General features: G+C 69.7%; 12 protein-coding genes. 5 read left to right on the top strand and 7 right to left on the bottom strand.

What is annotated here, in order from left to right:
* Positions 1-22 precede the first annotated feature (22 nt).
* The 4 genes from ABZ855_RS14705 to ABZ855_RS14690 all read left to right on the top strand — a co-directional run bounded on the left by ABZ855_RS14705 (position 23) and on the right by ABZ855_RS14690 (position 3,587).
* Entirely contained in the window at positions 23-1,000 is a 978-nt protein-coding gene (locus ABZ855_RS14705) for an NADPH:quinone oxidoreductase family protein (RefSeq protein ID WP_360806457.1), read from the top strand.
* Positions 997-2,178 carry an acyl-CoA dehydrogenase family protein gene (locus ABZ855_RS14700; RefSeq protein WP_360806454.1) on the top strand — a complete coding sequence of 394 codons (1,182 nt, stop codon included), beginning with the start codon at positions 997-999 and terminating at the stop codon, positions 2,176-2,178. The genes ABZ855_RS14705 and ABZ855_RS14700 overlap by 4 nt, the downstream gene beginning before the upstream one ends.
* On the top strand, positions 2,175-3,257 hold the full coding sequence (locus ABZ855_RS14695; protein ID WP_360806451.1) for an acyl-CoA dehydrogenase family protein: 1,083 nt from the start codon (positions 2,175-2,177) through the stop codon (positions 3,255-3,257). The genes ABZ855_RS14700 and ABZ855_RS14695 overlap by 4 nt, the downstream gene beginning before the upstream one ends.
* A gap of 135 nt (positions 3,258-3,392) precedes the next feature.
* Positions 3,393-3,587 carry a hypothetical protein gene (locus tag ABZ855_RS14690; RefSeq protein WP_319098300.1) on the top strand — a complete coding sequence of 65 codons (195 nt, stop codon included), beginning with the start codon at positions 3,393-3,395 and terminating at the stop codon, positions 3,585-3,587.
* 27 nt (positions 3,588-3,614) lie between these two features.
* Here ABZ855_RS14690 and ABZ855_RS14685 read toward each other — a convergent pair whose 3' ends face one another.
* From ABZ855_RS14685 to ABZ855_RS14655, 7 genes are all read right to left on the bottom strand, one after another.
* Entirely contained in the window at positions 3,615-4,850 is a 1,236-nt protein-coding gene (locus tag ABZ855_RS14685; protein ID WP_360806447.1) for a phosphodiester glycosidase family protein, read from the bottom strand.
* Positions 4,851-4,938: 88 nt separating this feature from the next.
* Entirely contained in the window at positions 4,939-5,298 is a 360-nt protein-coding gene (locus ABZ855_RS14680; RefSeq protein WP_360806924.1) for a DUF779 domain-containing protein, read from the bottom strand.
* 197 nt (positions 5,299-5,495) lie between these two features.
* Positions 5,496-7,547, bottom strand: a complete 2,052-nt coding sequence (locus ABZ855_RS14675; RefSeq protein WP_360806444.1) for a glycoside hydrolase — start codon at positions 7,545-7,547, stop codon at positions 5,496-5,498.
* A 131-nt stretch (positions 7,548-7,678) separates the two neighbouring features.
* Positions 7,679-9,724: a beta-galactosidase gene (locus ABZ855_RS14670; protein ID WP_360806441.1), complete on the bottom strand. Its 2,046-nt coding sequence runs from the start codon at positions 9,722-9,724 to the stop codon at positions 7,679-7,681.
* 84 nt (positions 9,725-9,808) lie between these two features.
* Positions 9,809-11,149 (bottom strand): sugar ABC transporter substrate-binding protein, encoded by a 1,341-nt coding sequence (locus tag ABZ855_RS14665; protein ID WP_360806438.1) that lies wholly within the window; start codon positions 11,147-11,149, stop codon positions 9,809-9,811.
* Positions 11,150-11,236: 87 nt separating this feature from the next.
* Positions 11,237-12,184, bottom strand: coding sequence for a carbohydrate ABC transporter permease (locus ABZ855_RS14660; RefSeq protein WP_360806435.1), 948 nt, complete (start codon positions 12,182-12,184; stop codon positions 11,237-11,239).
* Between the two features lie 3 nt (positions 12,185-12,187).
* Positions 12,188-13,114, bottom strand: coding sequence for a sugar ABC transporter permease (locus ABZ855_RS14655; protein ID WP_360806432.1), 927 nt, complete (start codon positions 13,112-13,114; stop codon positions 12,188-12,190).
* 299 nt (positions 13,115-13,413) lie between these two features.
* Between ABZ855_RS14655 and ABZ855_RS14650 the strand changes: the two genes are divergently transcribed.
* Positions 13,414-14,421: a LacI family DNA-binding transcriptional regulator gene (locus ABZ855_RS14650; protein ID WP_360806922.1), complete on the top strand. Its 1,008-nt coding sequence runs from the start codon at positions 13,414-13,416 to the stop codon at positions 14,419-14,421.
* Positions 14,422-14,487 lie beyond the last annotated feature (66 nt).

Raw genomic sequence — 14,487 nt, 5'->3', positions numbered from 1 at the left:
CGCAGTCCCGTGGAGGCCCCCCATGCAGGCATGGCAAGTGCACCAGAACGGTGAGCCGGGCGAGGTGATGGTCCTCGGCGAGGTGGAGCGGCCGGTGCCCGGCGAGGGCCAGGTGCTGCTGAAGGTGCGGGCCGCGAACATCAACTTCCCGGACGTGCTGATGTGCCGTGGGGAGTACCAGGTCAGGCCGCCGCTGCCGTTCACCCCCGGCGTCGAGATCTGCGGCGAGACCGAGGGCGGACGCCGGGTGATCGCCAACCCCGCGCTGCCGTACGGCGGTTTCGCCGAGTACGTCGTGGCCGACTCCCGGGGACTGTTCACGGCCCCCGAGGCGCTGGACGACGCCGAGGCCGCCGCCCTGCTCATCGGCTACCAGACGGGCTGGTTCGGACTGCACCGGCGGGCTGCCCTGCAGGCCGGCGAGACACTGCTCGTGCACGCCGCCGCCGGCGGGGTCGGCAGCGCGGCCGTACAGCTCGGAAAGGCCGCCGGAGCCACCGTCATCGGAGTGGTCGGCGGGGCCGAAAAGGTGTCCGTGGCACGGGAGTTGGGCTGCGACGTCGTCATCGACCGGCGTACGGAGAACGTCGTCGGGGCGGTGAAGGAGGCCACCGGCGGGCGTGGCGCCGACGTGATCTACGACCCCGTCGGCGGGGAGGCCTACACCCAGTCCGCCAAGGCCGTCGCCTTCGAGGGGCGGATCGTGGTCGTCGGGTTCGCGAGCGGGACCATTCCCAGCCCCGGCCTCAACCACGCCCTCGTGAAGAACTACTCGATCCTCGGACTGCACTGGGGCCTCTACAACACCAAGAACCCGAAGCTGGTCCAGCACTGCCACGAGCAGCTCACCGAGCTGGCCGCTCAGGGCGCGATTCGGCCGCTGGTGAGCGAGCGCGTGCCGCTGAGCGGGGCCTCGGCCGCCGTGCAGCGTGTCGCCGACGGGGTCACCACCGGACGGGTCGCCGTGCTGCCCTCGCTGGAGAACGGAGCCGCCGCATGACCGACGCCGCTGAACTCGTCCGCCGGACACGGGAGTTGCTGGCCGCGCAGCCGCCCGCCACCACCGACCGGCTCGACTTCCTCAAGGCCCGCTTCGACGCCGGTCTCGCCTGGGTGCACTACCCGGAAGGGCTGGGCGGGCTCGGCGCGCCGCGCGCCCTCCAGGCCGTCGTGGACGCCGAGCTGGAGGCCGCGGGCGCTCCCGACAACGACCCCCGGCGCATCGGCATCGGCCTGGGCATGGCCGCCCCGACCATCCTCCGCTTCGGTACGGAGGAGCAGAAGCGGCAGTTCCTGCGGCCGCTGTGGGTGGGGGAGGAGGTCTGGTGCCAGCTCTTCTCCGAGCCGGGGGCCGGCTCCGACCTGGCCGCGCTGGGCACCCGGGCCGTCCGCTCCGGGGACGGCTGGGTCGTCAACGGGCAGAAGGTGTGGACGTCCAGCGCCCATCTCGCCCGCTGGGCCATCCTCATCGCCCGCACCGATCCGGACGTGCCCAAGCACAAGGGCATCACCTACTTCGTCTGCGACATGACCGACCCCGGCGTGGAGGTACGGCCGCTGCGTCAGGTCACCGGCGAGGCCGAGTTCAACGAGGTCTTCCTGACCGACGTCCGCATCCCGGACGCCCACCGGCTCGGTGAGGTCGGCGACGGCTGGCGGGTCGCGCAGACCACCCTGAACAACGAGCGCGTGGCCATCGGCGGCATGCGGCTGCCCCGCGAGGGCGGCATGATCGGCCCGGTCACGAAGACCTGGCGCGAGCGCCCGGAGCTGCGCACCCACGACCTGCATCAGCGCCTGCTCAAGCTGTGGGTCGAGGCCGAGGTCGCCCGGCTCGCGGGGGAGCGGCTGCGCCAGCAGCTCGCCGTCGGCCAGCCCGGCCCCGAGGGCGCCGGCATGAAGCTGTCCTTCGCCCGCCTCAACCAGGAGATCAGCGGCCTCGAGGTCGAACTCCTCGGCGAGGAAGGCCTGTTGTACGAGGACTGGACCATGCGTCGGCCGGAACTGGTGGACTTCGTCGGCCGTGACGCCGGTTACCGCTACCTCCGTTCCAAGGGCAACAGCATCGAGGGCGGGACCAGCGAGGTCCTGCTGAACATCGTCGCCGAACGCGTCCTGGGCCTGCCCAGCGAACCGCGCACCGACAAGGACGTCGCCTGGAAGGACCTCGCCCGATGAGCACCCAGCCCGACCTGTTGTACTCGGAGGAGGAGGACGCCCTCCGCGCGGCCGTCCGCGATCTGCTGGCCGACCACTGCGAGGCGGCGGGTGTGATCGCCCGCGTCGAGTCGGACACCCCGCACGACATCCCGCTGTGGAAGGCCCTCGCCGAGGGGATGGGCCTCGCGGGCTTGCTCGTCCCCGAGGCGCTGGACGGTCAGGGCGCCACACACCGGGAAGTCGCCGTCGTACTCGAGGAGTTGGGTCGTGCGGTCGCGCCCGTCCCGTATCTCACCAGTGCCGTCGTCGCCACCGAGGCGCTGCTGGAGTGCGGGGCCGACGAGCTGCTGTCACAGCTGGCGTCCGCGACGACGATCGGCGCCCTCGCGGTCCCGCTGAACGTTCCCGCCGGGAGCGCCTACCCCGTCGTACGGTTCGAAGACGGCGGTCTGCACGGGGAGTTGACCGGTATCGCGGACGCGGCCGTAGCCGACGTCCTGCTGGTGCCCGCCGACGACGGCGGCCTGTACGCGGTGGACGCCGCCGCGGCCACCGTCACCCCGCAGGTGTCCCTCGACCTGACCCGGCCGGTGGCGAAGGTCGCCCTGGACGGGGCGCCGTGCCGCCTTCTCGGCGACGCCGAACCCGCCGTACGCCGGGCCCTGCGGGCCGGAGCCGGACTGCTCGCCTCCGAGCAACTCGGCCTCGCGGAATGGACGTTGACCGAGACGGTACGTCATCTCAAGGAGCGCAAGCAGTTCAACCGGCCCGTCGGCGGTTTCCAGGCGCTCAAGCACCGGCTCGCCCAGCTGTGGCTGGAGGTCGTCAGCCTGCGAGCCGCCGCGCGCAACGCGGCCGACGCCCTGGCGAACGGGGTCGACGCCGATGTGGCGGTCGCCGTCGCCCAGGCCTACGCGGCCCCTGTCGCCGTCCGGGCGGCCGAGGAGGCGCTGCAACTGCACGGCGGTATCGGTATGACGTGGGAGCACCCGGTCCACCTGTACCTGAAGCGGGCGAAGGCCGACTCCATCGCCTATGGCACGGCGGGCGCCCACCGGGAGGCACTGGCCGAACTGGTCGATCTGCGCGCCCCCTGACGCATGGCGTCCCCGTAGTCACGAGTCACGCGACACCACACGTTCGGCCGTCATGTCAGCCGCACGGACGAACCCTCCGCTACGCCACACTTGCGGCCGAAAGCCGCGAAGTGGACGTGGCGGAGGAGGTTGACGATGGCCATTTCCATCTCTGTGGTGGTGCTGCTCCTGATCCTGGCGGTGGTCTTCCTGCGCAACGGAGCGCTGAAGCCCAGTCACGCCGTGGTCTGTGTCCTGCTCGGGTTCTATCTGGCGAGCACGAACGTGGCGCCGACGATCCACAGCGGGCTCACCGCGACCGCGGACATCGTCAGCAGTCTGAAACCCTGAGAAGCAGGACGTCAGGAAGTCAGGAAGTCAGGACGTCAGGAAGACCCCGATCGCGTTCGGGACGGGCCGTTCGGCGCCGCCGGTCGGATGGTTGCGGACGGTGACCCTGCTCGCGCCGGGCGCTCTGGCGACGAGGGTCGTGGAACCGCCGCCGTCCAGGTTGAAGGCGTCCACCGAGCCCAACTTCCGCATGGTGGCCGCGACTTCGGAGACGGTCAGGCCGCTTCGGTGATCGGGCGCACCGTCCACCGCGAGCAGCAGCAGTCTGCGCCCGCCGTCCGCGATGCCGACGGCGGTGCGCACGGCGGAGGTGTCGGTGTCGAGGCCGGCCAGTGGCCGACCGTCCCTCAGCACCGGATACCCGCCGAGAGCGAAGCGGTACGGGACCCGGCTCCTGGCCGCCACGAGACGGCTCTTGATCTTGACCTTCGCGCCGACGTACAGCTTCCGCAGCTGCCGCGCGCCCGCTTCCCGGCCCAGCAGCACCGTGGTGTCGGCGGCGATGGCGCCGCTGCCGGCGGACTCCGCCATCCGTACGACCCTGCCGCGCCGCACGGTCACCTCGTAGGCGTCCGTGCCGCACGCGGCGCCCCGGTCCGTGTCCGTGCCGCACACCGCCCGCTGGCGGGAGACGCTGCCCCAGGCCTGGGTGAAGGCGCCGACGGAACCCAACGGCAGCGCGTACTGGTTGAGCCCGCCGAGCGCGAAGCTCCCCACCGGCGTACTGACGCTGCCCGACAGGGCGAGGTTGTCCAGCCGGGCCCTTCTGTCGGTGCCCACCCCGAGGACGGCCGTGGTGGTGACGCCGGGTGGCATCGACGGCCCGAAGCGCTGACCGTTCGGCGCCGCCGCCTTGAGCACCGCGCCGCTCGCGATCGCCGGGCCGACGGGCGCCCCCGTGGCCGCGACCCCGGGATGCTGTGTCTCGCTGATGTTGAAGAAGTCGCCGTTGACAGCCGCGACGGCCCCGTGTGCGTCGCTCATCCGGGAGACGGCGGCTCGTGCTGCCACCGCACCCGGGTGGAGGAGGTTGACCCTGACGCGCGCGTGGCCGAGGTCGACGCTCAGCAGATGGGCGTGGGTCGTCCCCTTGGCCGCCCTGATGTCGAACTGGGCGTAGCGGACACCGGGCCCGATCCCGGCGGCTCTCGAGGCGCCGCCTGCGGGTGCCGCCCCTGTCAGGGTCGCGCCGGCCACCGTCGCGATCACCGCGACGGCCGAGACCGCGGATCCCCCTGTTCCGAACCGTCCGCTGCCACGCATTCAGCCCCCCTGATGTCCCGTCAACTGTTGCAGGGCGCTGGGGGAGCACACCAGATGACGATGAGCTGCGCCGGGGGCGCGCGGAAGGCTAGGAGTTGACTACACGGGAACGGATCAGGAAGCGCACTCCTTCGGGTGCCTCCAGCGAGAAGCCACTGCCCCTCCCCGGTACGACGTCCACGATCAGCCGGGTGTGGCTCCACACCTCGAACTGGCTGCGCGACATCCAGAACGGCACCGATTCGACGACACCCTCGACCACCAGTTCGGCGAGCAGGATGTCGGAGCCGCCGGTCCGGAACTCGCCCGCCGGATAGCACATGGGCGCGCTGCCGTCACAGCAGCCGCCGGACTGGTGGAACATCAGCGGGCCGTGCGTCGCGTACAGCCGCCGCAGCAGGTCGGCGGCGGCCGGCGTCAGTTCGACGCGCGGGATCTCCTCGGGCATCATCACCGCCCCAGTGGACCGCGCGGGACGTTGCGAGAGGGTTGCGGGCCGCGTCGAAGGGCCGCGTCGAAGGGCCGCGTCGGACGGGCGCGTCGGACGGGCGCGTCGGACGGGCCGGGCACGGCGAAGGCCGCCTCTCCGCGGCCCGGGTGCCGGGGTGCGCGGAGAAGCGGCCTTCGGGGAGACGTACTACCCGATCACTTCTTGGCGGTCACGTCCGTGACCCTCCAGCGCTGGTTCGAGCCGGAGTTGGCGATCCAGGTGGTGACGGCGGCGCCCTCGTTGGTCGCCTGGCCGCCGACCTCCAGAAGACGGCCGGTGGCCACGTTGATCAGCGTCCACGTCCCGTCACCGGTGGTCGACATGATCCACTCGGTGGCCGGGTCCCGCTTGCCCGTGTCGGGCTCCACCACGGGCACGTTGTCGCGGACGGCCAGTCGCTTGTCCTCGGCCGGGTTGGCGAAGACGTACCGCTGGCGGGCGCCCTTGTCGCCGTGCCGGGCGACGAGCTGCCAGTTCTGCGCGACCGTGCCGTTGGCCGAGCCGATGACCAGGCTCGTGCCGTTCGCGGCGACGGTGACCGCCTTGCCGCTCTGCACGCCGGTCAGCGTGTAGGAGTGGCCCTTGCTGAACAGGCCGGCGTTCTTCGCGACACCCGAGACGCCCTTGACGGCGAAGGAGGTCACGGACTGCGCGGGGACGGTGTACGTGGCCTTGCCGTCGACGACCTTGACCGGGGCCTGCTGCTTGAGCTTGCCGTCGGCGCTGGTCACGGTCGGCGTGACGGTCGCGTTGCCCTTGATGGTGCGGAACTTGGAGAGGTCGATGGTGACCTCACGGGCCGCGGTGGTGCTGTTGACGTGGACGAGCGAGGCGCCCTTGCCGTCCTTGGTCACGGCGGCGGCGCTGGAGGTGTCGTCCACCTTGATCAGCTTGTCGCCCGGCTTGATGAAGTGCGTGAAGTTGCGGGCGGTGTCGAACTTGGTGTTCGTGTAGATCGGGCAGGACGCCAGCGTGTCCGTCGACTTGCAGCTGAACGACAGCTGGATGCTGCCCCAGTTGCCGCCCTTGGCGGACTCGCCGCCGGGCTTCATGTTGTCGTAGTCCTCGACCGGCTGCCAGAACACCCAGGCCTTGGGCTCCAGTTCACGCAGGTCGTTGACGATCTGCTGGGCGAGACCGAGCCCCGGACGCATGTCCGTGAAGCTCTGCCCGTCGCCCCAGTCGCCCTCGACCTCGCTCATCCACAGCGGCTTGTCGGCCGCCTTGGCGAGGTCGCGCACGGTGGTGCGCTGCCCGGTGCCGTAGGTGTGGACGTTCATCTGGTCGACGAGGTCCTTGGACTCCTGCGAGTAGGAGTTCCAGTTGTTCGCGAAGATGGACGGGTTGGTCTCGTCCATCGCCGAGATCTCGGACTTGACCTTGGCCTTCTTCAGGGCGGGCGCCAGCGCGGCGAGCACCTTCTGCTGGAGCGCGGGGCCGATGTGGGCGCCCTCCTGCCGGCCGCCGACGGGCTGCCCGTCCGCACCCAGTTTGGTGCCCCAGTAGCCGGTGTTGGGCTCGTTGAACGGGTCGACGGTGTCGACCTTGATGCCCTCGGCCTTCTCCAGCCGCTTCGTCGCCCCCGCGAGGTAGGCGGCGAAGTCGTCGACCGAATCGGCCTTCAGCTGGTCGGTGTTGGCGTTGAAGCCGCCGGAGACATAGCCGCTCTCCGTCATGAACCAGGGCGGCGAGTTGCTGAACGTCTCCCAGTGGGTGATGTCCTTCTTGATGCGGTCCACCCACCAGCGCTGGGTGTGGTCCGCGTTCGGGTTCCAGTCGGCCGCGTCGTCGGCGCTCCACCAGTCGGTGTCCGTGCGGGTGGTGCCCGCGGGCGCCTTCCACCAGCCCTCGACGGCCCCGCCGGCCCGCAGGTAGTTCTTCACATCGGGGGCGTTGCCGCCGCCGATGTTGTAACGGGCGATGTTCAGCGCCAGACCGTCGTCGCCGAACAGCAGCTTCGCGAGCTTCTCGCGGATCGCCGGGGGGTAGTCGCCGGTCGCGTTGGCGAACCAGACCAGACTGGTGCCCCAGCCCTCGAAACTCTCCTGCTTGTACGAGGGATCGGGGGTGACCGTGACGGACGAGGCCGCTGCCTCGACAGCCGCCTGTGCGTCCGGTGAAGGCGCGCTGACCAGGGCGGCCGAAGTGGCCAGAGCGGTGATGCCTACGACACCCAGAAGGTGTCGTGTGCGGGTACGGCGTGCCAACGTGTGCTCCCAACTCGGATGTGGTCGCTGCGGTGGACCGCCGTGCCCGCACCGTACGCGGGTGCGCACGGACGGGGCACGACGGTGTGCCCCTTGGATCAGGGGAGTTCAGGGGTGGTGCGAGGTGCCCGTCAGAGGGCGGGCGTGCGCAGTACGGCGACTTCCCTCGGCGCGAGGACGAGAACACCGTCGGCGTCGGTACCGCCGGACAGGCGCTCTCCGTCGAGGCCGGGCAGCGGCACCTCCTCCTCGCTCCGGTTCACCAGGAACAGGAACCGGCTGTCGCCGCCCTGCCGTACGGTCAACTCGACGCGCCCACGGGCGGGTTCGGGCAGTTCGCTGTCGACCCCGGCCGGCGCGAGCAGCCCCGGCAGCAGCGCCGCGAGGCCGTCGGCGCCGAGGCGCGTGGAGACGTACGACGCCGAACCGGTGCCCGTCGTACGGCGGGTGACCGCCGGGCGGCCCGCGTACGCGCCGGAGCGGTAGTGGGCGAGGATCTCGACCTCGGGGTCGGTCACGTCGATCCGGTCGGTCCACACCGTGCCCGTACCGCCGCCGTCCACCTCGACGGACTCGCCCTCGAGCAGCGGGCCGAACTCCTCGACGCGGATGCCGAGCAGCTCGCGCAGGGCGCCGGGGTAGCCGCCGAGCCAGATGTGGTCGTTCTCGTCGACGACACCGGAGAAGTACGTGGTGATCAGGTGGCCGCCGGTCTCCGCGTACCGGGTCAGCTCCTTGGCGAGGGTCGCCGGGACCATGTGCAGGACCGGGGTGATCAGCACGTCGTAGCGGCTGAACTCGGTGCGCGTGGTGACGACGTCGGCGCGGATGCCGAGGGAGAGGAGCGCCGAGTACCAGTTCAGCCCCTCCTGGCGGTAGTCGAGCAGGGCGGTGGGGTGCGAGTCCTGCTCGCTGGCCCACCAGGAGTCCCAGTCGAACACGATGCCGACGCGGGCCGGTTCGCGCTCGGAGCCCGTGATCGGCGCCAGGTCCTTGAGGGTCTGGCCGAGGGCGGCCACCGCGCGGAAGACCTCGCTGTCGGCGCCGGCGTGCGGCACCATCGCGGAGTGGTACTTCTCGGCGCCGGCCGCCGACTGGCGCCACTGGAAGAAGCAGACGGCGTCGGCGCCGTGCGCGACGTGCAGCAGCGAGTCGCGGGCCAGCTCGCCGGGCCGCTTCGCCACGTTGACGTGCTGCCAGTTGACCGCGCTGGTGGAGTGCTCCATCAGGAACCACGGCCGGCCGGCCGCGATACCGCTGGTCAGGCTGGCGGAGAAGGACAGCTCGTCGCGGTCCTGCGGGCCCGGGTGGACGTAGTGGTCGTTGGAGACGAAGTCGATCTCGCCGGCCCAGTCGGGGTAGTTCATGCCCTTCGTGCCGCCCATCACCATGAAGTTGGTGGTGATCGGCACCTCGGGCGTGTACTCGCGCAGGATGTCCCGCTCCGCGACCAGGTAGTCCTTCAGCGCGTCCGAGGAGAACCGCTTGAAGTCCAGCTGCTGGGTCGGGTTCGGGTGCGAGCCGGCCAGCCGGGGCGGCAGGATCTGCGCCCAGTCGCTGTAGCGCTGCGACCAAAATGCTGTGCCCCAGGCGTGGTTGAGGGCGTCCAGGGTGGTGTAGCGGGCGCGCAGCCAGTCGCGGAAGGCGCGGGCCGCGTCGTCCGAGAAGTCGTAGATGTTGTGGCAGCCCAGCTCGTTGGAGATGTGCCAGGCCACCAGGGCCGGATGGTTGGCGTATCGTTCCGCCATCTTCCGGACCAGACCGAGCGCGTGGCTGCGGAAGACGGGTGACGTGGGGCGCCAGTGCTGGCGCGCGCCCGGCCAGACCGTCTCGCCGGTGGAGGTCACCGGAAGGATCTCCGGGTGCGCGGTGGTGAGCCACGGCGGCGGGGACGCGGTCGCGGTGGCCAGGTCGACACCGATCCCGCCCTCGTGGAGCAGGTCCATGACCTCGTCGAGCCAGCCGAAGTCCCAGGTGTCCGCGTCCGGCTGGATACGGGCCCAGGAGAAGATCCCCACCGAGACGATGTTGACACCGGCCTCGCGCATCAGCCGTACGTCCTCCTCCCACACCTCCCGAGGCCACTGCTCGGGGTTGTAGTCGGCGCCGTACGCGAGACGGGGCGCGGAGTCACCGTCCGGCCCGTACGGCAGACGGGACGGGGAGGCGGAGGTCATGGTGGTCCTTCCAGGTACGGGGGGTACGAGGAGCGGCCGGCGTTGACGCTGTCCGGCCGCTCCTCGGCTGTTACTGCCCAGCTGTTACTTCTCGACGGTGAAGCCCTGCTCCGTGCCGTACTTGACGGAGGCGTCCTGCCAGGCCTTCAGACCGGCGGCCAGCTTCTCGCTGGAGACGTAGGCCTTGCCGACGGTGTCGTTGAAGATCGAGTTGGCGTACTGCTGGAAGGGCAGGTACGACCAGTCGCTGGCGACGTTCGCGGCGGAGTCGGCGAAGATCTTGTTCGCCTCCTGGCCACCGAAGTAGTCGAACTTCTTGCTCAGGAACGCCGGGTCCTGGAGCTGAGCGGTGGTCGCGGGGAAGGCACCCTCGTCGACGCGGGTCTGCACACCGTCACCGGCGTTCGCGTACTCGACGAACGCGTAGGCGAGCTCCTTGTTCTTGCCGAGCTCGGGCAGGGTCAGCGAGCTGCCGCCGTTCTCCGCGCTCGCCTTGTCGCCCTTGGTCCAGGCCGGCATCGGGGCCGCGCGCCACTGACCGGACGCGTTCGGGACACCGGTGACGAAGTTGGCGGGCATCCAGGCACCGGTGGTCAGGGTGGCGATGGTGCCGTCGCCCAGGCCCTTGTACCAGTCGTCGGTCCAGCCGTTGATCGGCGAGACGAGCTTCTCGTCGATGAGCTTCTGCCAGGTGTCCGTGTACTTCTTGGCGCCCGCGTCCTCGAAGTTGATCGTCACCTTGGTGCCGTCGACCTTGTAGGGGCGCGAACCGGCCTGCCACAGCATGCTGGTGGTGAAGCCCGCGTCGCCGGCGTCGTTGGCGATGTAGACCTTCGGGTCGGCCTTGTGCAGCTTGCGCGCGGCCTCGACGTACTCGTCCCACGTGGTCGGGACGGCGATCTTGTACTTGTCGAAGACCGTCTTGTTGTAGAACATCGCCATCGGGCCCGAGTCCATCGGCAGGCCGTAGACCTTGTCACCGTCGTTCACGGCGTTCCACGGGCCGGGCGTGTACTTGGCCTTGAGCTTGTCGGCGCCGTAGGGGGCCAGGTCGGTCAGGCCCTTGGTGAGGGAGTACTGGCTCAGCGCGAAGTACTCGACCTGCGCGACGTCCGGGACACCCTTCTTGGCCGCGATGGCGTTCGACAGGGCGGTGTAGTGCTTGTCGCCGGACCGGTCGGCCACCAGGTTGATCTTGACCTTGGGGTACTTCTTCTCGAAGTTGGCGGCGACCGACTTCAGCGTGGGCTCCCAGGCCCACACGTTGACCGTGCCGCCCTTCTGGAGAGCAGCCTGGATGTCCGCGGCGGAGACGGCCTTCTGGTCCGAGCTGTCGTCGTCGGAGCCACCGCAGGCGGTCGCGCCGAGGGCGAGGACGGAGAGCAGGGTTATGCCGCGCATCAGGCGGCCGGTGGTTCTACGCATCGAGATGCTTCCACTTCTTCGTGGGTGGGACTGGTGAGGGTTGAAACGCGGTGAAGCCGAGGGGGGTTTGTGGGGCCTTGAGGGGTGTCACTCCTTGACACTTCCGGCGGCGAGGCCGGACTGCCAGTACTTCTGGAGCAGCAGGAACGCGGCGATCAGCGGGATGATCGTGAGCAGGGATCCGGTGATCACCAGGTTGAAGACGACGTCGCCGCCGATCGTCTGGGCCTGGGAGTTCCAGGCGTCCAGACCCAGGGTCAGCGGATACCAGTCCGGGTCCTTGAGCATGATCAGCGGCAGGAAGTAGTTGTTCCAGGTCGCGACCGTGGTGAACAGCAGGACGGTCACGGTGCCGGGGGCGAGCAGCGGCAGGGCGACCTGGAAGAAGGTGCGCACCTCGCCCGCTCCGTCGATACGGGCCGCCTCCATCAGTTCGGTGGGGATGGCCTCGGTCGCGAAGACCCACATCAGGTACAGACCGAAGGGCGACACGAGCGAGGGGATGATCACCGCCCACGGGGTGTCGGTCAGGCCCATCTTGCTGAACATCAGGAAGGTGGGCACCGCCAGGGCCGTACCGGGGACGGCGACGGCACCGATGACCACGGCGAACACGGCGCGCTTCCCGGGGAAGGTGAACTTCGCCAGCGCGTAGCCGCCGAGGATCGCCAGCAGCGTGGCACCGCCGGCGCCGAGCACGACGTACAGCAGGGTGTTCAGCAGCCAGCGGACGAAGATGCCGTCGTGGTACGTGAACGTGTCGTGGATGTTGGACCAGAGGGCGAAGTCGTCGCTGAACCACATGCCGGACGAATTGGCCAGCCCGTCCTGGGTCTTGGTGGCGCTGATGACCAGCCAGATCAGGGGCACGACCGTGTAGACCAGGATCAGCCCGGTGAGCACGGTCAGCAGGATGCTGCGCTTGGGGCGGCCAGGCGTGTGCTTACGGCCGACGCGCAGCTTGGGCGCGCTCTTGGAGCCGCCGTCGGCCGGCGCGGATGCGGACGGGGAGGTGGTGGTGACGGAGCTGCTCATGGTTCACGCTCCCTTGCGCATGCCGCGGAGCTGCACGACATAGGCGATGACCATGGTGATCAGCCCCATGATGATGGCGACCGCCGCGGAGTAGTTGTGCTGCTGGCCGTTGAAGGACAGCGAGTACGTGTAGAAGTTCGGGGTGAAGTCGGTCGTGATGGCGTTGCGCGCCAGGGGCCGCAGGATGGCCGGCTCGTTGAAGAGCTGGAAGCTGCCGATGATCGAGAAGATCGTCGCGATGACGAGGGCACCGCGGATCGCGGGGAGCTTGATGGCGGTGATGACGCGGAACTGCCCGGCGCCGTCGATCTCCGCGGCCTCGTAGAGCGAGAGCGGGATGACCCGCAGCGCGGAGTAGAAGATCAGCATGTTGTAGCCGATGAACTCCCAGGTGACGATGTTGCCGATCGACGCCAGGACCAGGCCGCTGGAGAGCGGGTCGGGCAGGGTCACGTCGAACGCGCTGTTGATGTCACCCACCAGCCCGTACTTGGTGCCGTACATGAAGCCCCACATCAGGGTGGCGACCACGGCGGGCACGGCGTACGGCAGGAAGATCGCGATGCGGAAGAAGTCCTTGCCGTAGAGGCGTCCGCTGTCCAGGGCCAGGGCGATCAGCAGGGCGATGCCCAGCATGATCGGCACCTGGACGGCCAGGAAGAGCGACACCCGGCCCAGGGAGGCCCAGAACTGGTCGTCCTTCAGGGCCTGGGTGTAGTTGTCCAGGCCGACGAAACTCGTGCCGCCGATCAGCTGGTCCCTGAAGAGGCTGAGGTAGATCGAGTATCCGATGGGGGCCAGGAACACGAGGGCGAACACCGCCACGAACGGGCCTATGAACCCCCATCCCGTCCATGAGCGGCGGTCCCTCTTCGCCGCGGGCCGGGCCGGGGCGCGTTTGACGGCCACCGGCGGTTCTAGGGTTGTCATTGTCGTGCCTCGCTCGTCCGTCTCGAACCGGCGCTGGTCCGCCGCCGCCCCGATGTTTGCGTAAACATTCCTGCTCGCGGAAACCCCCACAAGAGGTCACGGGCTGTTATGTTTACGTAAACATCTGATGGCGGCATGTCTACACCGCTCCCCTGACGAAGGTCAAGAGTCGTCGGGCGCATTGGTGGACCGAGAGCGAGGATTGACGGGTGGACACAGCTGACGGCACCTCGGCGGATCCGGCGCGGGCACGGGCGCGCACCAGGAAACGGGCCGCCCGTCGTACGCAGAGTGCCTCCATGGCGGACGTCGCCAGGGTCGCCGGAGTGTCCTCGCAGACCGTCTCCCGGGTGTCCAACGGCTTCCCGGGCGTCAACGAGGAGACCCGCCGGCAGGTCCTCGCGGCGATGAAGGAGCTGGGCTATCGGCCCAACAGTGCCGCCCGGGCCCTCAAACGCGGTGAGTTCCGCACCATCGGCGTCATCACCTTCGGCCTGTCCACCACGGGAAACGTCCGCACGCTGGAGGCGATCGCCACCTCGGCCGCCCACGAGGGGTACTCGGTCACCCTGCTGCCGGTCGCCGTGCCGACGCAGGACGAGGTGCGCGGAGCCTTCTCGCGGCTCGGTGAACTCGCCGTCGACGCGGTCATCGTCATCCTCGAGGTGCACCTCCTCGACGACTCGACCCTCTCCATGCCGCCGCACGTCCAGGTGGTCGTCGCCGACTCCGACGCGGGTGACCGCTACACCGTGGTCGACACCGACCAGGCGGGCGGCACCAGGACCGCCGTACGGCACCTCCTGGACCTCGGCCACCGCACGGTCTGGCATCTGGCCGGTCCCGAGGGCTCGTACGCCGCGCAGCGCCGCACCGACGCCTGGCGCGCCGAACTCCATGCGGCCGGACGGACCGCGCCGCCTCTGGTGCGCGGTGACTGGTCGGCGGAGTCCGGCTATCACGCCGGTCTGCGGATCGCTGAACTGCCGGACTGCACGGCGGTGTTCGTGGCCAACGACCAGATGGCGCTGGGGCTGCTGCGGGCGCTGCACGAGAGCGGCCGCAAGGTGCCGGAGGACGTCAGTGTGATCGGCTTCGACGACATCCCGGAGGCGGGTTCGTTCCTGCCGCCGCTCACCACCGTGCACCAGGACTTCGCCGAGGTGGGTCGGCTGTGTGTGGAGGGCGTGCTGCGACAGATGAGACACGACGCGACGGAACACGGCACGACGCTGGTGCCGACGAGGCTGGTGCTGCGACAGAGCACGGCGCCGCCGCGGTCGCGGGATGACCGGCCGTCCACCTGACAGCAACACGGCTTTTCCACACCGCAGTTGGGCTGTGCCGTCTCGGCTGCCGTCGGTAAAGTGAAC

This window comes from Streptomyces sp. NPDC047042, assembly GCF_040644035.1.
Lineage (GTDB): Bacteria > Actinomycetota > Actinomycetes > Streptomycetales > Streptomycetaceae > Streptomyces.
Note: the sequence above shows the minus strand (reverse complement) of the source record. Positions and strands in the feature narration are given on the sequence as shown.

Coding starts and splice junctions, on each gene's coding strand:
- ABZ855_RS14705 (WP_360806457.1), top strand. CDS start 23: ATGCAGGCATGGCAAGTGCACCAGAACGGTGAGCCGGGCGAGGTGATG.
- ABZ855_RS14700 (WP_360806454.1), top strand. CDS start 997: ATGACCGACGCCGCTGAACTCGTCCGCCGGACACGGGAGTTGCTGGCC.
- ABZ855_RS14695 (WP_360806451.1), top strand. CDS start 2,175: ATGAGCACCCAGCCCGACCTGTTGTACTCGGAGGAGGAGGACGCCCTC.
- ABZ855_RS14690 (WP_319098300.1), top strand. CDS start 3,393: ATGGCCATTTCCATCTCTGTGGTGGTGCTGCTCCTGATCCTGGCGGTG.
- ABZ855_RS14685 (WP_360806447.1), bottom strand. CDS start 4,850: ATGCGTGGCAGCGGACGGTTCGGAACAGGGGGATCCGCGGTCTCGGCC.
- ABZ855_RS14680 (WP_360806924.1), bottom strand. CDS start 5,298: ATGCCCGAGGAGATCCCGCGCGTCGAACTGACGCCGGCCGCCGCCGAC.
- ABZ855_RS14670 (WP_360806441.1), bottom strand. CDS start 9,724: ATGACCTCCGCCTCCCCGTCCCGTCTGCCGTACGGGCCGGACGGTGAC.
- ABZ855_RS14665 (WP_360806438.1), bottom strand. CDS start 11,149: ATGCGTAGAACCACCGGCCGCCTGATGCGCGGCATAACCCTGCTCTCC.
- ABZ855_RS14660 (WP_360806435.1), bottom strand. CDS start 12,184: ATGAGCAGCTCCGTCACCACCACCTCCCCGTCCGCATCCGCGCCGGCC.
- ABZ855_RS14655 (WP_360806432.1), bottom strand. CDS start 13,114: ATGACAACCCTAGAACCGCCGGTGGCCGTCAAACGCGCCCCGGCCCGG.
- ABZ855_RS14650 (WP_360806922.1), top strand. CDS start 13,414: ATGGCGGACGTCGCCAGGGTCGCCGGAGTGTCCTCGCAGACCGTCTCC.